The organism is Burkholderia sp. WTPI3, assembly GCF_021483755.1.
Taxonomy (GTDB): Bacteria; Pseudomonadota; Gammaproteobacteria; order Burkholderiales; family Burkholderiaceae; genus Burkholderia.
Genome location: NZ_JAGIXF010000007.1, coordinates 80,304 through 97,278 on the forward strand (window position 1 = coordinate 80,304; position 16,975 = coordinate 97,278).

Consider the following 16,975-nt stretch of genomic DNA (forward strand, 5'->3'; position numbering starts at 1 on the left):
TTAATTTACAGCCGATAAGCGTGAGCGCTCAACTTTGCGAGAAGCTCTGGAAAGGAGGTGATCCAGCCGCACCTTCCGATACGGCTACCTTGTTACGACTTCACCCCAGTCATGAATCCTACCGTGGTGACCGTCCTCCTTGCGGTTAGACTAGCCACTTCTGGTAAAACCCACTCCCATGGTGTGACGGGCGGTGTGTACAAGACCCGGGAACGTATTCACCGCGGCATGCTGATCCGCGATTACTAGCGATTCCAGCTTCATGCACTCGAGTTGCAGAGTGCAATCCGGACTACGATCGGTTTTCTGGGATTAGCTCCCCCTCGCGGGTTGGCAACCCTCTGTTCCGACCATTGTATGACGTGTGAAGCCCTACCCATAAGGGCCATGAGGACTTGACGTCATCCCCACCTTCCTCCGGTTTGTCACCGGCAGTCTCCTTAGAGTGCTCTTGCGTAGCAACTAAGGACAAGGGTTGCGCTCGTTGCGGGACTTAACCCAACATCTCACGACACGAGCTGACGACAGCCATGCAGCACCTGTGCGCCGGTTCTCTTTCGAGCACTCCCACCTCTCAGCAGGATTCCGACCATGTCAAGGGTAGGTAAGGTTTTTCGCGTTGCATCGAATTAATCCACATCATCCACCGCTTGTGCGGGTCCCCGTCAATTCCTTTGAGTTTTAATCTTGCGACCGTACTCCCCAGGCGGTCAACTTCACGCGTTAGCTACGTTACTAAGGAAATGAATCCCCAACAACTAGTTGACATCGTTTAGGGCGTGGACTACCAGGGTATCTAATCCTGTTTGCTCCCCACGCTTTCGTGCATGAGCGTCAGTATTGGCCCAGGGGGCTGCCTTCGCCATCGGTATTCCTCCACATCTCTACGCATTTCACTGCTACACGTGGAATTCTACCCCCCTCTGCCATACTCTAGCCTGCCAGTCACCAATGCAGTTCCCAGGTTGAGCCCGGGGATTTCACATCGGTCTTAGCAAACCGCCTGCGCACGCTTTACGCCCAGTAATTCCGATTAACGCTTGCACCCTACGTATTACCGCGGCTGCTGGCACGTAGTTAGCCGGTGCTTATTCTTCCGGTACCGTCATCCCCCGGCTGTATTAGAGCCAAGGATTTCTTTCCGGACAAAAGTGCTTTACAACCCGAAGGCCTTCTTCACACACGCGGCATTGCTGGATCAGGCTTTCGCCCATTGTCCAAAATTCCCCACTGCTGCCTCCCGTAGGAGTCTGGGCCGTGTCTCAGTCCCAGTGTGGCTGGTCGTCCTCTCAGACCAGCTACTGATCGTCGCCTTGGTAGGCCTTTACCCCACCAACTAGCTAATCAGCCATCGGCCAACCCTATAGCGCGAGGCCCGAAGGTCCCCCGCTTTCATCCGTAGATCGTATGCGGTATTAATCCGGCTTTCGCCGGGCTATCCCCCACTACAGGACATGTTCCGATGTATTACTCACCCGTTCGCCACTCGCCACCAGGTGCAAGCACCCGTGCTGCCGTTCGACTTGCATGTGTAAGGCATGCCGCCAGCGTTCAATCTGAGCCAGGATCAAACTCTTCAGTTTAAACCTGTTACTGTTTTCGGTTCTTTCGAACCGGTCGCTCACTCAAAGCTGACAGGAATATGAATTGCTTCATAAACCTGACTTACTTTAGTGTGAGACTCTTGATACTTTCGCTATCTGATCCGAAGATCAGCTCGCGGCCATCAAGCGCCCACACTTATCGGCTGTTAATTTTTAAAGAGCATTTCCGCGAGAAATCTATCTTTCTCAGCAGCGCTGCGTTTTCAGCAGCAGAGAAGCGAGATTATGAACCGCTTTTTTCAGATCGTCAACAACTTTTTTAACTGCTTCGTCGCGACGGCTGGGGTTCAACTCCGTGTGCGCCAAGGCTTTGCAACAACCTCGACCGCACCGCTTCCCTTCTTCCCCCGCGCCTTGTTTCCGTTAGCGCGAAAGAGGCGTGATTCTATGCACCCGCCGCCGATCGCGCAAGATGTTTCAATGCATTTTTTTGCATGCCCCTCGCTTCGGCCTTCCGGCCCTGCCCGAGCACGAGAGCGCTTATGGTGCAAAGAACGGACTAGAATGTGAGGTTCTTCGCCTCCTTCTATACGTATTTAATATGCGCCAGCGAATCGCCAAACGCCTCCCCCCCGACGCCGACAAACTGGTCGGCCTGTCGCTTGCGCTCTTCGCCTCGGGCAGCCGCATCGAGGATCGCTTCTGGGAAGCGAAGCTCGATGTGCTGCTCGCCAAGATCGTTCGCAACGGCAACCAGACCACGCTCGACGCCGCACTCGACCATCTGCAGCAGAATCATCCCGATGCATATGGCGCGCTCGCCGACATGGCCGAGACGCACAGCGAGTCGATGGTGATCGAGCACGATGGCCAGCCGCATGACGCGCTGCTGGTCGCCGTCCCCGTTCTCGCCTGGACGCGCTACATGATTCCGTCGGGTCCGCTCAAGGGTGACGTCGCCGACGCGCTGCGTACGCACCTGCAAGCACACGTGCTCGCGAGCGGCACGCTCGTCGGGCTCGCACCGTTCCTGTACAGCATCGACCAGTTGCCGCGGCACCATGTCGAAACTTACCGGCTCGCGCAACAACTCGCCCATGCGGCAATCGGTCAGCATGCCGCGAAGCTGAGTTTCGGCGACCTGCCCGAAACTTCGCCGATTCTGGCCGACCCGCGCTTTCTGCTCGCCGTCGTCGCTGCACCGGCCGGCGCGCCACTGTTCCGCTGGCAGGAAGAAGAACACGGCGACCGGATCGAACGCGGCCAGTGCCTCGAGCAATGGACGGCCCAGGGCGGCCCGAACCTGTCGGTTGCCCTCCCCGGCTGCGAGTTCGAATGCCTGCTTCCGGACGCGTACTATTCGGCCTGCCGTGATGCAGACGAACGCATTCGTCCGCACACCGTCAGAACGGCCATCCGTTATCTTTTCGACACACTTGGTGCGGCGCCGCAGGAACTGCGTGCGGTGGTCGCCGGCTTCGGCGAACGCAGGATCGACGAGTATCGCGTCGCTTTCACGCGCCGCGCCAGCAACGACGTGATCTACGGCGTCGTGTGGCCGCTCTACGGCCGCGAGAACGGCGACGTGTCGATCGACAGCGCAACGCTCGAAGGCGAAGCGCCAATCGACGGGCCACTCGAAGAAATCGTGAGTCTGCTGAAGGAGTGCGGTGTAACCGACGTCCGCCGGCACGCGGGCCGCTTCGAACCCGAGTACTGCGACGACTGCGGCGTGCCCCTGTACGCCGATCCGCTCGGCGAAATCGTCCACGCGGAAATGCCGGAAGACGCGTCCCCCGCACAGCCGCACTTTCACTGATCCGCACTGCAGGCCCACAGCGCCTGCCCGCACGAAGCCGCTCCCGGTTCCAGCCGGAGCGGCTTTTTTCTCGTCCGCATTTCCGGCACCGGAAATTTCAGACTTTTCCTAAGCCTTTCAGCCAAGCAGACATCGTGTAAGGTATTTGTCATTATCGGGGCCCACGGCATGCAGACGGCAGCCCAATGAATTACCTTACGGAGGTTGAATATGCGGTTCCTGGTGCTGAACTCAGACGCCGAGCGGCGTGATGGACTGAAGGCCCTGCTACGGCAGATCGACCGTCATGCCAGCATCAACGATGCGCCCGACGGTTTCCAGGCGCGCCGACTGCTGCGCACCCAGCGTTTCGACCTCGTTGCGATCGACTGGCTGGACGTCGGCCGGCTCAGCGAACTTCAGGCGCTCTGCAGCGCCTGCTCGCCGACGCCTGCCGCGGTGCTGATCGACGAATCCACGCCGGAAGCCATCCAGCGCTTCTTCAACTACGGCGTCGCGGGCGTAATCCCGCACTCGACCCGGCCGCACCTGATCGTGCGCGCACTCGAAATGGTGATGCTGGGCGGTCATTACATTCCGCCCATCGCGCTCAGCCTGTTGCCGTCCGCAGCAGCAGCACGCCACGCCCCCCATTTCCAGACGCTCGCCGGATCGCTGCCGCGCCGCCCGCCAACCGGCCTGCTGTCACCGAGACAGGCGCAGATCATGCGATTCGTTCATATGGGCAGTACCAACAAGATGATCGCCCGTACGCTCGGCATCAGCGAAGGCACGGTGAAGATCCACCTCGCCAGCATCTTCCAGCAGCTCGGCGCGGCAAATCGCGCCGCCGCGGTTGCGATCTACAACGGCTGGCTGTCGCCGCACCTCGAGGTATTGCTGGCGAACCGCGATCGCGTGCGCAAGCCCGTCATCGGCGAACGCGGGCCGGTTCCGCTGCGTGCGCAACGGAACAACCGTGCATACCCGTTGCCTGCCGCGAACGCAGGCGCCCCGGATCTGCCGCTCGCGGCCGAGCCGACGCCGCGGTTTCGGCGCGAACGCTAGCCGTATCGATATTGCGACGGTCGGCATGTGCGGATTCCCACCTTTGATGCTCAACGAGTAATATGAACACATGGGTTTTCTTTTCACACCGCTTCCGTTCTGGGTTGGCGTCGGTGGCTGGATCGCCGCCGTGGCGCTGCTCGCGCTCGCGATCTGGAAGCGTCCCTTCGTCCGACTACAGGACGCAACGCTCCAGCACGTGTGGCTCGCGCTTGTCACCGCGATCACGGTTCTCTGGGCCTCGAATGCATGGCTCGAGGACGGCATCGTCATGCATCTGCTCGGCGCGACGCTGCTCGTCACACTGTTCGACTGGACGCTCGCGCTGATCGGGATGGCTGCCGTCACGGCCGTTGCCGCGATCGTCTTCGACGCGCCGTGGCAAGGCATCGGCCTCACCTATCTGGTCTACGGCGCGCTACCGGTCGCCGTGTCCGCGTTGCTGCAGCGCGCCGCGATCGCGTGGCTGCCGCATAACCTCGCGTCGTTCATTACCGGCCAGGGATTTCTGTCGCCGGCCATCGCGATCATCACGGTCGCCGCGGCCGCAGCCGGCGTGCAGCTCGCGCTCGCGGACGGCGTGCCCGTCGTGATTCCCGCCGGCTATCTGCTGAACACCGCGCTGCTCGCGCTGGGCGAAGCATGGTTCACCGGCATGGCGACTGCGCTTATCGCCGTATATCGCCCGGCATGGGTCACGACGTTCGACGTTCGACGCTATCGTCTCGGCGGTCCGCGCGCGTGAATGCGCTTCGTGTTGCCGTGCGGGCAACGCATGCCGCCCCCATCACCCGCGGCCCGGCAGAGTGCGGCACCTACTGCCGCACATCTTTTTTACGCTAAGATTGAACTCCTGTTCTCCATCGGGCATCTATACGTGCCCGATGCCTCATTCGCTCCTCACCAATAACCAGATGGACAGCTCTCCTGCCTCGCTCAGGTTTTTCCGGGCGCTCGGCAAGCTGGCGGCCTGTGTCGCGGGCCTGTCGCTTGCGCTTCCGGCACCGGTATTCGCCGACCTCCTCGACCAGCGCTCCGAACTGATCAACAAATTCGTCAACGACATGCACGCCGATCCGATCGTCGCCGATTGTGCGGCGCACGGCAGCTTCATCGCCAGCACGTCGTCGGCCTTCGATCGTGTCGACTTCGCACCGAACGCATTCGACAGCGGCAATGCCACGATCACGCCGTGGAACGACTCGTTCGATCAGGGCAAGCAGCGCGTGAAGGTCGACAACATCGTTACCGTGAATGGCCTCGGCATCCATAGCGACGGCAGCGACCCGACACCGTTGAAATTTCGCTGCGGCTATGTGGGTCAGCAAATGCTTGCATTCAGCTGGAACGATCCCGTTCCGCCGCTGAAGCCGCACGTTGAACGCCCGTCGTCGACGAAGAAATTCAAGGGTAAATCGCACCGCGGTAAGGTCAAGGCAACGGGCCGCACCGGCAAGAAGGCGGTTGCAACAAAGAAATCAGGCGGCCAGAAGAAAGCCGTGAAAAAGAGAACCGCGAAGAAGTCCTGATACGACGGAGCGGCAACGACAGAAGCAAAAAGGCCGGGGCATCATGCGATGCCCCGACCTTTTTCATTTCAACGAAAGCGCGCTTACGCGAACTTTTCGACGTGCACGAGGATCGCCGCCAGCATTGCCGCACCCAGCGCCGCGCTACGCTCGCCGTTCCAGCCAACCCGCTCGTCGGGCAGGTTCGCGTTGTCCTTGAACGGCATCTCTAGCGTCAGCGACAGGCAGCCGAACTGATGACCGATGTACTTCGATGCAAGCTTGAGCGCATCTTCCTTGTACTTGCTCGCCGCATAACCATGCTCGGTCTGGAAATCCGGGCTCGCGACCTTGAACGCTTCGATGAACGCGGTCTGCTCGTTGCCCTGCTGCTCGGTGAAACTCGGCAGCATCTCCGAACCGGCGACGAACACGTACGGCAGATCCTCGTCGCCATGGATGTCGAAGAACATGTCGCAGCCGATCGCATGGAGCGCATCGCGCACGGCCAGCACTTCGGGGCTGCGCTCGGCGTCGGGCTCCATCCACTCGCGGTTCAGGTTCGCGCCCGCCGCATTGGTGCGCAGGTTGCCGTGCACGCTACCGTCCGGATTCATGTTCGGGACGATGTAGAACGTCGCGCGGTCGTAGAGCTTGCGCGCCACCGGATCGCCCGCCCAGTCGCCCCATCCGGCCAGGCGCTTGACGAGCCCTTCGACGAACCACTCGGCCATCGTCTCTCCGGGATGCTGGCGCGCGATGATCCACACCTTCTTCTTCGGCGCGTCGTCGACTTCGGGCGTGCCGAGCGTCAGCAGCGACATCGGACGGCCTTCGACCGTGCGCCCGAGCTCGACGACGCTCGCCTGCGGCAACTGCTGGACCGCACCGAGAAACGCCGCATGACGCTCTTCCGAATACGGCTCGAAATATGCGTAGTAGATGCTGTCGAATTCGGGCGTGTGGTCGATGGTCATCGTCTTGCCGTCGAACGTCGTCGGCACGCGGAACCAGTCGACCCGGTCGTAGCTCGCGACCGCGCTGTAGTTGCGCCATCCGGACGGATACGCGCACTCGGCCGCATTCTCGAACGACATCACGCACCGCTCGCCGCGCGCGCCCGTCAGGCGATAGTAGAACCACTGCGCAAATTCCGAGCGGCTGTCGCCGCGCACGCGCAGCCGGATCGCGTCCGGGCTGTCGCACGACACGACGTCGATTGCGCCCGCGTCGAAATTGCTGGTGATCGAAAGGGTCATCTGTCTCTCCAGTTGCGACCGGAACGGACTGTTTGCCGCCTGCCCGGCCACATGCATGCACCGGCTGTCTCGTGAACGGCCGGCAGGGTCACTCGCCGACTCGCCGGCGATATACGTAAGTCGAATCGTTCGATGCGGCGGCATCGAACGCGTAGTCTTCCACCGCGAAATCCTTCAGCGCCGCCGGATCGGCGATGCGATTCTCGACGATATAGCGCGCCATCAGGCCGCGTGCGCGTTTCGCGTGGAAGCTGATGATCTTGTAGCGGCCGCCCTTCCAGTCCTCGAATACCGGCGTCACGACGGGTGCGGCCAGCAGTTTCGGCTTGACCGACTTGAAGTACTCGGTCGACGCACAGTTGATCAGCACGCGCGCCGCGCCGGTGCGCGTCTCGAGTTGTTCGTTAAGCGCGTGCGTGATCCGGTCGCCCCAGAACGCATATAGATCCTTGCCGCGCGCGTTCGCGAAACGGGTACCCATTTCGAGCCGGTAAGGCTGCAGCAGGTCGAGCGGACGCAGCAGCCCGTACAGGCCCGACAGCACGCGCACGTGCTGCTGCGCGTAATCTAGATCGGTGGCCGACAGCGATTTCGCGTCGAACCCTTCGTACACGTCGCCATTGAATGCGAGCACCGCCTGCTTCGCATTGGCCGGCGTGAAGACCGGCGACCAGTCCGCGTAGCGCTGAAAGTTCAGGCGTGCGAGCGGATCGGAAATATCCATCAGCGTCGCGATGTCCTGCGGCGACAGCTTGCGCAGGCCGTCGATCAATTCCGACGCGTCGTCGACGAATGCAGGCTTCGTGTAAGACGGCACGTGCGCGGGCGTATCGTAGTCGAGGGATTTGGCTGGAGAGAGAACGATTATCATAGAGGCTCGCTGGCACGCCGTGCCTTGCGGTCAGACGAAAACCACCGATTGTAACGAATGACCCGCTCCCTCGCCCCACACGCCGCACATCGCGTCGTACTCGACTCGAACGTCTGGATCGACATACTCGTATTCGACGACCCTGCCACACGCCCGATCCGGGCGGCACTCGAATGCGGCACGCTGGCCGCCGTGATCGACAGCCGCTGCCTGAACGAACTCGAACTCGTGCTCGACTATCCGCAGTTCCAATCGCGCGCAATCGACAAGGCCGCGGCGCTCGCGACCGTCGCCCGCCTGACGAGCCTCGTGGAGCCGCCGCCCGTCGACGCCGACGCGCCGCCGCTGCCGAAGTGCAAGGATCGCGACGATCAGAAGTTCCTCGAGCTTGCGCGCGCCGCACAGGCCGAATGGCTCGTGTCGAAGGACCGCGCGCTGCTCAAGCTCGCGAAGCGCACCGCACGCGACTTCGGCTTCCGGATCGCGCAACCCGCCCCGTTTTCCGAAGCCTGCGCGCTCGACGCCGCGCCGGCCAACGCCACCACGCCGGCCTGACGCGCCTGGCGCCACCGATTGCGACCGTATCGATGAACGCTCCTTCCGACATGCCTACGACTCCCGTTTTCCCCTCTCGCCTGCCAAACGTCGGCACAACGATCTTCACGGTCATGAGCGCGCTCGCCGCCGAAAAAGGCGCAGTGAATCTCGGCCAGGGCTTCCCCGATTTCGACTGCGATCCGCGCATAGTCGACGCAGTCGCGACCGCGATGCGCAACGGCCACAACCAGTATCCGCCGATGGCCGGGGTCGCACCGTTGCGCGACGCGATCGCGGACAAGATCGCGCAGGTCTACGGCCGGCGCTACGATCCGGCCACCGAGATCACGGTGACGGCCGGCGCGACGCAGGCGCTGCTGACGGCAATCCTGTGCGCAGTGCATCCGGGCGACGAAGTGATCGTCGTCGAACCGACCTACGACAGCTACCTGCCGTCGATCGAACTCGCGGGCGGCAAACCGGTATTCGTCACGCTCGAAGCGCCCGACTATGCGATCCCGTTCGATCGGCTCGCCGCCGCGATCACGCCGAGGACGCGAATGATCATGATCAACACGCCGCACAACCCCACCGGCACCGTGTGGCGCGAGGCCGACATGCGCAAGCTCGAGGAGATCGTACGCGGCACCAACGTACTGATCCTGTCGGACGAGGTCTACGAGCACATGGTCTATGACGGCGCGCGGCACGAGAGCGTCGCGCGCTACCCGGAACTGGCCGCGCGCAGTTTCATCGTGTCGAGTTTCGGGAAGACCTATCACGTGACGGGCTGGAAGGTCGGCTATGTCGCGGCACCAGCCGCACTGACCGCGGAGTTTCGCAAGGTCCATCAGTTCAACGTGTTCACGGTGAACACGCCGATGCAGATCGGGCTCGCCGACTATCTGCGCGACCCGGCGCCGTACCTGACGCTGCCCGACTTCTACCAGAAGAAGCGCGACTTCTTCCGTGCCGGTCTCGAGCGCACGCGCTTCAAGCTGCTGCCGTGCCCGGGCACGTATTTCCAGTGTGTCGACTATTCGGCAATCAGCGACCTGCCGGAAGCCGAGTTCTCGAAGTGGCTCACATCGGAGGTCGGCGTGGCCGCGATTCCGGTGTCGGCGTTCTATCACGAGCCGCACGAATCGGGCGTCGTACGCTTCTGCTTCGCCAAGCAGGAAAGCACGCTCGCGTCCGCACTCGAACGACTCGCGCGCCTGTAAGTCCAGCAGCGGCGCCGCCCCGGGCCGCGCTTACGAACGCGCGGCGTTCATCGCATCCATATACACCTTGCGATCGGCCGCCACGCGCTGCGCGGCCGGCCGCTCGCCGACCATCTTCGCGTGCGCCTTCCAGTCGATACTCGCGTCAACCAGGAAATCGCGGCCATATATCGCCTTCGTCGCCATCCCGATCACCGGCAGATGAATCGACGCGGCGATGTCGGCAAGGCTGAACGAATCGCCAAGCACATAAGGCGAGAACTGCGCCATCCGCTTGAACGCATCGATCGCGCGCGGCAGGCGCTTCTCGACATGCGCCTTCATGCCGTCGCTCACCTTGCCGCCGAAAAACGCTTCCGTATAGACCTCGCGCGCGGTCCATTCGAGATACAGTTCGAGCGTCTCGACGAGTTCACGCACCTTTGCGGCAGCAAACGGGCTCGACGGGAAAATGGCTTTCTCGGGATACCGCGCAGCCAGATACTCGACGATCACCTGCGATTCGAACAGCGCGCCCTCTTCGGTCTTCACGAACGGAATCTTGCCGAGCGGCGAATCGACGAGCAGTGCCGGATCGCTGATCGGCAGACCGCATGTCACTTCCTCGAACGGGATGTCGTGCTCGAGCAAAACGAACTTCACCTTGTTGTAGTAGTTGGACAACGGAATACCGCACAGCTGTAGCATCGGAGTCTCCTTCGTTGCGAAGCGCGGCCGCTGCGATACCGGCCGCATCGGGATGCGTCGCGCTGAAAAGCACGTCCGTGCTAGTCTAAAGCAGTTTCGCGTCCGTCATGACAACATTGCATCCGCTGCCACAACACCCTCATGTGCATGCGCCAGCACGCGCGCAATGCACGGCGCCGCAGCCGCACCATCCGATGGAGACACACTCGCATGAGCGCTGAACTGCTGGCCTCACGTCCGCCCGAGAGCGAATCGACGCTCGTCCTCACGCTGTCCAATCCCGGTGCGCGCAACGCGCTGCATCCCGACATGTACGCGGCCGGCGTCGAAGCGCTCGCTACCGCCGAGCGCGATCCCGCGATTCACGCCGTCGTGCTCACGGGGGCCGATCGTTTCTTTTGCGCAGGCGGCAACCTGAACCGGCTGCTCGACAACCGTTCGAAGGATCCGTCCTATCAGGCCGACAGCATCGATCAGCTCGCCGCGTGGATCAGCGCGATCCGCGCATCGACGAAACCCGTGATCGCAGCGGTCGAAGGCGCGGCCGCCGGCGCGGGCTTCTCGCTCGCACTCGCTTGCGACTTGATCGTTGCCGCGCATGACGCGAAGTTCGTGATGTCGTATGCGCGCGTCGGCCTCACGCCCGATGGCGGCGGTTCGTGGTTCCTCGCCCGCGCGTTGCCGCGCGCGCTTGCGGCCGAAATCCTGTTCGAGGGGAAGCCGGTCGCCGCCGAACGCCTGCATGCGCTCGGCGTCGTCAATCGCCTCGCCCTACCCGGCGCGGCGCTGTCCGACGCGCTCGCGTGGGCCGACTCGCTCGCCGGCATCTCGCCTAACGCACTCACACGCATCAAGTTACTGCTCGACGATGCAACCGCGCAACCGCTCGAAGCGCATCTCGGCACCGAGCGCGATCACTTCGTCGCATCGCTGCATCATGCGGACGCGTTCGAAGGCATCACCGCATTTCTCGAGAAGCGTCAGCCTCGCTACAAACGCTGATCCGGCAGCGTCGACGCCGTTCAAGCGGCGTCGACGCTGCCGCAACGGCACGCAGGCCCAGCGTTCCCGCCGTCTGCGGCCCGCGTCGATCCATGCTCTAATGTCCGCTTGTCACGGCGCCCTGTCGGCGCCGTTTTCGCGCATGCCATGAAGGAGTTGACGATGATCGACGTCTACAGCTGGGCGACCCCGAACGGCCACAAGGTACACATCATGCTCGAGGAAACCGGCCTCGCGTATCGTGCACATCCGGTCGATATCGGCGCCGGCGACCAGTTCAAGCCCGAATTCCTGAAAATCAGCCCGAACAACAAGATCCCCGCGATCGTCGATCCGGACGGCCCCGGCGGCAAGCCGATCTCGCTGTTCGAATCAGGTGCGATCCTCGTCTACCTCGCGGAAAAAACCGGCAAGTTCCTCCCGACCGATCCGGCCGCGCGCTACGCGACACTCGAATGGCTGATGTTCCAGATGGGCGGCGTCGGCCCGATGCTCGGACAAGCGCACCACTTCCGCATGTACGCGCCGGAGAAGATCGAATATGCGGTCAATCGCTACACGAACGAGGCGAAGCGCCTGTACAACGTCATGGAAAAACGCCTCGGCGAATCCGAATATCTCGCCGGCGACGCGTACACGATTGCGGACATCGCGACGTTCCCGTGGACGCGTTCATGGCAGAACCAGGGCATCGTGCTCGACGAACTGCCGAACGTGAAGCGCTGGCACGAGGCGATCGCCGCGCGACCGGCCGTGCAGCGCGGCGTCGAAGTGCTCGCCTCGTTGCGCAAGGCATTGCAGGACGACAAGGCGCGCGAGATGCTGTTCGGCGCAACGCAATACGCGAAGCACTGAACGAACCCGCGCAGAACGACGCGGCGGCATCCGTGGATGCCGCCGCGTGCGTCAGAAGTAATGCAGCGTGATGAACTCCGCCGCACAAACGAGCAGCGGTGCGTCGGGACGCTCGGCCTGCACCGACACCGACCACGTCACCTGTACGCCGCCCTGCGCGGCCTCCGAGGTTTCCTTCGCCGCGAACAACGCACGCACGCGTGTGCCGACCGGCACCGGCTTCAGGAACCGCACGCGATTCAGTCCATAGTTCACGCCCATCGTCTGCTCGAAGCGCATCGCGTCGACCATCAGCGCCGGAATCAGCGACAGCGTCAGAAACCCGTGCGCGATCGGACCGCCAAACGGCGACTCTTTGCGTGCGCGCTCGGGATCGACGTGAATCCACTGGTGATCGCCCGTCGCGTCGGCGAAGCGGTCCACGCGCGGCTGGTCGATCTCGACCCAGCCGCTCGCGAGCGGCTCCGCACCGACCCGCGCATGCAGCGCCTCGGGTGACGCGATCAACGGCAATGTCACGTCCGTCATGCGTTCGCCCCTTCCGGATGACGCAACCCGAAGATCACCTTGGTATGCACGGTGATCACGGTCTCGCCGTCGCCGTTGATGCCGACCCACTCCGTCGACACGATGCCGCGATCGGGCTTGCTCGCCGACACGCGTTTGTCGTGGACCTTCTGGTACATCGTGATCGTATCGCCCGCGCGCACGGGTTTGAGCCAGCGAATCGAGTCGATGCCGGGCGACCCCATGCTGGTCGAATCCGGCCCCAGCTTCTTGATGAGCAGGCTCATGAACACCGAACACGTATGCCAGCCGCTCGCGACCAGTCCGCCGAACGGCGATGCCTTGCCGGCTTCCTCGTCGAGGTGGAACGGCTGTGGATCGTAGCGTTGCGCGAACGCCTTGATGTCGTCGGCCTCGAACGTGTAGCGGCCGATCTCCGTGTTGCTGCCTACCGCCAGATCTTCGTAACTGATACCCACTGTATGTCTCCTGTGGCGCGCTCGCGCGTCGCCGTCATGCCGCGTCGGCTTGCGCGAAATCCGGCAGTGCCGCGATGCGCGCAAGGTGATGATCGGTGTCGCCGAGCGTCGTCTCGATGATCGACAGCCGCTTGAACAGATGCGCGGCGGCAACTTCGTTGGTCACGCCCATGCCGCCGTGCAATTGCACGGCCTGCTGGCCGACGAAGCGCGCGGCTGCGCCGACGCGCGCCTTCGCGGCCGAAACCGCCTTGCGGCGTGCATCGGCGTCGCTGGCCGCGTAGCGCACCGCGGCCAGGTAAGTCAGCGAACGCGCCTGCTCCGCATGGATCAGCATGTCGACCATCCGGTGCTGCAGTGCCTGGAAACGCGCGATCGGTACGCCGAACTGCTCGCGCGTCTTCGTGTATTCGACTGTCGCCCGGTTCAGTTCGTCGAGCGCGCCGACCGCTTCCGCGCACAGCAGGAAGGTCGCATAGTCGGCGATCTGCTCGAGTGCGGCCGCATCGCGCGCACCGCCCGCGAGCAGCCGCGCAGGCGTTTCGTTCAGTTCGATGGTCGCGGCGCGCTGCCCGTCGATCGTCCGGTAGTCGATCGCCTTCGCGCCCGCTGCATCGCGCTCGACGACGAACAGACCGATGCCGCCGCCATCGGCGCGCGCGGGTACGATCCACGCATGCGCCTGTGCGCCATGCTGAACGACCGACTTGGTGCCGGTCAGCCGGTACGTGCCGCCCTGTTCATGTGCGTGCGTATCGAGTTCGTACAGATCGTAGCGCGCCCGCGGTTCGTGGAACGCGACCGCCAGCCGCTTCTGCCCTTGCGCGACAGCCTCCAGCAACGCTGCGTCGTCGCCCGTGCCGGAACCCGCGACTCGCAGCGCCTCGATGCCGACCGCCGTCGCCCAGTACGGCTCGACGACGAGTGCGCGGCCGAGCTCCTGCATCGCGACCAGCATGTCGACCGGGCCGCCGCCGAATCCGCCTTGCGCGTCCGGTACCGGCAACGCGGTCAACCCGAGTTCCGCAAACGCGTGCCATTGCGCGTCCGACACACCCGCATCGCTGCGCACGATGGCCTGACGTGCGTCGAACCCGTATTGCTCGCCGAGATAACGACGCAGCGCGTCGGCGAATTGCTGCTGCTCATCGGTAAAGCTGAAATCCATCGTTGTCTCCTGTTGGCCAGAGCGGCACTTTGACGCCCGACTCTCGCCCCATGCGTCGCGGCCGGCTCACAGCCCCAGAATCATCTGCGCGATGATGTTCTTCTGAATCTCGTTCGAACCGCCGTAGATCGAGGTCTTCCGATAGTTGAAGTAGTACGCGGCGAGCGGCGCCGCATCGTCGTCGCCCGCGATGCCGTGCTCACGCTCGCCTTCGAGGAACGGCACGTCGAACGGTGCGGCAAGCGGACCGATCGCCTCGAACATCAATTCGGTGAGCGCCTGCTGCACTTCGGTGCCCTTGATCTTCAGCATCGACGCCTCGGGGCCCGGCCCCTTGCCGCTCGTCTCGCGGCTCACCACGCGCAGCACCGTCACCTCGAGCGCCATCAACTCGACTTCGAGCGCCGCGACCTTCGCGGCAAACACGGGGTCGGCGAGCAACGGCTTGCCGTTCTTGCGCTGGTTCGACGCCACCCGCTTCAGGAACACGAGCTCGCGCTTGGACGCGCCGACGCGCGCGATGCCGGTACGCTCGTGGCCCAGCAGGTATTTCGCGTAGGTCCAGCCGCGGTTTTCGTCGCCGACGAGGTTTTCGACGGGCACCTTCACGTCCTCGAAGAACACCTCGTTGACCTCGTGGTCCTCGTCGAGTGTGATGATCGGGCGCACCGTGATGCCGGGCGCCTTCATGTCGATCAGCAGGAACGAGATGCCCTCCTGTTTCTTCGCCGCCGGGTCGGTACGCACGAGGCAGAACATCATGTCGGCATACTGGCCGAGCGTCGTCCAGGTCTTCTGACCGTTGACGACGTAGTAGTCGCCGTGGCGCTCGGCACGCGTGCGCAGCGACGCAAGGTCCGACCCGGAACCCGGCTCCGAGTAGCCCTGGCACCACCAGTCGGTACCGTCGAGAATGCGCGGCAGATAATGGCGCTTCTGCGCTTCGCTGCCGTATTTCATGAGCACCGGTGCGACCATCGACACGCCGAACGGCAGCACGGTCGGCGCGCCGATGCGCGCGCACTCCTCGTCCCAGATGTGCCGCTGCGTCGCGTTCCAGCCCGGGCCGCCATATTCGGTCGGCCAGGCAGGCGCGGACCAGCCGCGCTGGCCGAGAATTCGGTGCCAGCTCGCGAAGTCCTCGCGGCCGAGTCGTTTGTGATCGAGTACTTTGGCGCGCAGTGCGTGAGGCAGATTCGCCTCGAGCCAGGCGCGGACGTCAACGCGGAATGCGTCGTCGGCGGGGGAATAATCCAGATCCATGCGCAGTGTCTCCTCGCCGCGGCCGTCCGGCCCGGCGAGGACACGCTGCGTATGTCATTGCAGCGGTTCTTTCAGCGCGGCAGGAATCGGCAACGGCATCACTTCGATGCCTTCTTCTGCGAGGGATTGCGCATCCTCCGGCGTCGTGACGCCACGAATGCTGCGCGCGGGCGCCTCGTTGTAATGGATGCGCCGCGCTTCCTCGGCGAAGCGCTCGCCCACGTTCTCGGTCTTCTCCAGCACCTCGCGCAGCGCGCGCATCGCCTGCGCCTGGAGCGCACGCGGATCGGCCGGCTTGGTCTGCGTCGCGCCCGACAGGTTCAGGCGCGGCGCCGACGGCATCCGGTTGATCTCGGTCGTCCCGCACACCGGGCATTCGACCAGCTTGCGAGACAACTGCGCTTCGAATTCATCGGCGGAAGCGAACCAGCCTTCGAACCGATGACCGTGCGGGCACTGTAAATCGAGGACCTTCATGCTGAATCGGGGCGTGTGACGAGTGTAGCGCAAAAAGCGCTTTTGTGAACGATCGTGCTAAACTAGAATCGCGCGACCGGAAGCGGCCGCGTCACACGATTGTAACGCGGCGCCCTGCCCGCCGCTGACGTGCCGTCAGGGCGTCTGGACCGGGCCTAGCGGCCACGTGCCGGACAGCACCTTGTCGAGCCACATCGTGCCGATGATCGTCTTCACGTCGGTGATCTGGCCGGTGCGCACCCATTCTTGCAGGTCGGCCTGCGTCGCCGTGAAGGTTTCGAGAAATTCGCCTTCGTCGAGCTTACGCTCGCCGGCGGTCAGCCCACGTGCGAGGTACAGGTCGATGAATTCGGTCGAGTAGGAAATGATCGGGTGAATCCGGGCCAGGAACACGTATTCGCGTGCCGTGTAGCCTGTTTCTTCACGCAGCTCGCGCACCGCACAGGCGAGCGCACCTTCGTTCGGATCGAGCTTGCCGGCCGGAAATTCGGCCATGACCTTGCCGATCGGATAGCGATACTGGCTTTCCATCAGCACGCGGCCGTCGTCGAACAGCGGGATCACCATCACCGCGCCAGGGTGCTGGACGTATTCGCGCGTGGCTTGCTTGCCGTCCGGCAGGCGGACGGTATCGCGCTTGAGCTTGAGGAACGAGCCTTCGAAAATCGCCTCGCTCTCGAGGCAGGTTTCGGTCAGTACGGCATCGTGATTGGGAAGTTCGGCCATCGG

The 16,975-nt window shown here is 63.3% G+C and carries 17 protein-coding genes and 1 rRNA gene; 8 read left to right on the forward strand and 10 right to left on the reverse strand.

The window, feature by feature from the left end; translation table 11 throughout:
* Positions 1–50 precede the first annotated feature (50 nt).
* Positions 51–1,583, reverse strand: a 16S ribosomal RNA gene (locus J7024_RS06210).
* A 562-nt stretch (positions 1,584–2,145) separates the two neighbouring features.
* Between J7024_RS06210 and J7024_RS06215 the strand changes: the two genes are divergently transcribed.
* From J7024_RS06215 to J7024_RS06230, 4 genes are all read left to right on the forward strand, one after another.
* Positions 2,146–3,363: a DUF2863 family protein gene (locus J7024_RS06215; RefSeq protein WP_124827547.1), complete on the forward strand. Its 1,218-nt coding sequence runs from the start codon at positions 2,146–2,148 to the stop codon at positions 3,361–3,363.
* Between the two features lie 210 nt (positions 3,364–3,573).
* Positions 3,574–4,410, forward strand: coding sequence for a response regulator transcription factor (locus J7024_RS06220; RefSeq protein ID WP_124827548.1), 837 nt, complete (start codon positions 3,574–3,576; stop codon positions 4,408–4,410).
* A gap of 70 nt (positions 4,411–4,480) precedes the next feature.
* A complete protein-coding gene (locus J7024_RS06225; protein WP_124827549.1) occupies positions 4,481–5,155 on the forward strand; it encodes an energy-coupling factor ABC transporter permease in 675 nt (224 codons plus the stop codon).
* A 139-nt stretch (positions 5,156–5,294) separates the two neighbouring features.
* Positions 5,295–5,939 (forward strand): BspC domain-containing protein, encoded by a 645-nt coding sequence (locus J7024_RS06230; protein ID WP_124827550.1) that lies wholly within the window; start codon positions 5,295–5,297, stop codon positions 5,937–5,939.
* An 83-nt stretch (positions 5,940–6,022) separates the two neighbouring features.
* Here J7024_RS06230 and J7024_RS06235 read toward each other — a convergent pair whose 3' ends face one another.
* On the reverse strand, positions 6,023–7,177 hold the full coding sequence (locus J7024_RS06235; protein WP_124827551.1) for a M14 family metallopeptidase: 1,155 nt from the start codon (positions 7,175–7,177) through the stop codon (positions 6,023–6,025).
* An 88-nt stretch (positions 7,178–7,265) separates the two neighbouring features.
* Positions 7,266–8,048, reverse strand: coding sequence for a peroxide stress protein YaaA (yaaA, locus tag J7024_RS06240; RefSeq protein WP_124827552.1), 783 nt, complete (start codon positions 8,046–8,048; stop codon positions 7,266–7,268).
* Positions 8,049–8,105: 57 nt separating this feature from the next.
* Between yaaA and J7024_RS06245 the strand changes: the two genes are divergently transcribed.
* Both J7024_RS06245 and J7024_RS06250 read left to right on the forward strand, forming a co-directional pair.
* On the forward strand, positions 8,106–8,603 hold the full coding sequence (locus J7024_RS06245; RefSeq protein WP_175751206.1) for a putative toxin-antitoxin system toxin component, PIN family: 498 nt from the start codon (positions 8,106–8,108) through the stop codon (positions 8,601–8,603).
* 32 nt (positions 8,604–8,635) lie between these two features.
* Positions 8,636–9,808: a pyridoxal phosphate-dependent aminotransferase gene (locus J7024_RS06250; RefSeq protein WP_124827554.1), complete on the forward strand. Its 1,173-nt coding sequence runs from the start codon at positions 8,636–8,638 to the stop codon at positions 9,806–9,808.
* Positions 9,809–9,838: 30 nt separating this feature from the next.
* Here the strand turns inward: J7024_RS06250 and J7024_RS06255 are convergent, their stop codons facing one another.
* Complete coding sequence (locus J7024_RS06255; protein WP_175761466.1) at positions 9,839–10,495, reverse strand: glutathione S-transferase; 657 nt, start codon at positions 10,493–10,495, stop codon at positions 9,839–9,841.
* 210 nt (positions 10,496–10,705) lie between these two features.
* On the opposite strand from J7024_RS06255, the gene J7024_RS06260 reads away from it, so the two are divergent.
* Positions 10,706–11,497 carry an oxepin-CoA hydrolase, alternative type gene (locus J7024_RS06260; protein ID WP_175751207.1) on the forward strand — a complete coding sequence of 264 codons (792 nt, stop codon included), beginning with the start codon at positions 10,706–10,708 and terminating at the stop codon, positions 11,495–11,497.
* 162 nt (positions 11,498–11,659) lie between these two features.
* Positions 11,660–12,352 (forward strand): glutathione binding-like protein, encoded by a 693-nt coding sequence (locus J7024_RS06265; protein ID WP_124827557.1) that lies wholly within the window; start codon positions 11,660–11,662, stop codon positions 12,350–12,352.
* Positions 12,353–12,403: 51 nt separating this feature from the next.
* Here the strand turns inward: J7024_RS06265 and J7024_RS06270 are convergent, their stop codons facing one another.
* The 6 genes from J7024_RS06270 to J7024_RS06295 all read right to left on the reverse strand — a co-directional run bounded on the left by J7024_RS06270 (position 12,404) and on the right by J7024_RS06295 (position 16,972).
* Positions 12,404–12,880 carry a MaoC family dehydratase gene (locus tag J7024_RS06270; protein WP_124827558.1) on the reverse strand — a complete coding sequence of 159 codons (477 nt, stop codon included), beginning with the start codon at positions 12,878–12,880 and terminating at the stop codon, positions 12,404–12,406.
* A complete protein-coding gene (locus tag J7024_RS06275; protein WP_124827559.1) occupies positions 12,877–13,338 on the reverse strand; it encodes a MaoC family dehydratase in 462 nt (153 codons plus the stop codon). The genes J7024_RS06270 and J7024_RS06275 overlap by 4 nt, the downstream gene beginning before the upstream one ends.
* Before the next feature lie 34 nt (positions 13,339–13,372).
* Positions 13,373–14,506: an acyl-CoA dehydrogenase family protein gene (locus tag J7024_RS06280; RefSeq protein ID WP_199568480.1), complete on the reverse strand. Its 1,134-nt coding sequence runs from the start codon at positions 14,504–14,506 to the stop codon at positions 13,373–13,375.
* Between the two features lie 66 nt (positions 14,507–14,572).
* The gene (locus tag J7024_RS06285) at positions 14,573–15,769 is read right to left on the reverse strand and encodes an acyl-CoA dehydrogenase family protein (protein WP_124827561.1); all 1,197 of its coding nucleotides are present in this window, start codon (positions 15,767–15,769) and stop codon (positions 14,573–14,575) included.
* Between the two features lie 54 nt (positions 15,770–15,823).
* Positions 15,824–16,246: a DUF1178 family protein gene (locus tag J7024_RS06290; RefSeq protein WP_124827562.1), complete on the reverse strand. Its 423-nt coding sequence runs from the start codon at positions 16,244–16,246 to the stop codon at positions 15,824–15,826.
* Between the two features lie 135 nt (positions 16,247–16,381).
* Positions 16,382–16,972 (reverse strand): NUDIX domain-containing protein, encoded by a 591-nt coding sequence (locus tag J7024_RS06295; protein WP_124827563.1) that lies wholly within the window; start codon positions 16,970–16,972, stop codon positions 16,382–16,384.
* Positions 16,973–16,975: the final 3 nt, after the last annotated feature.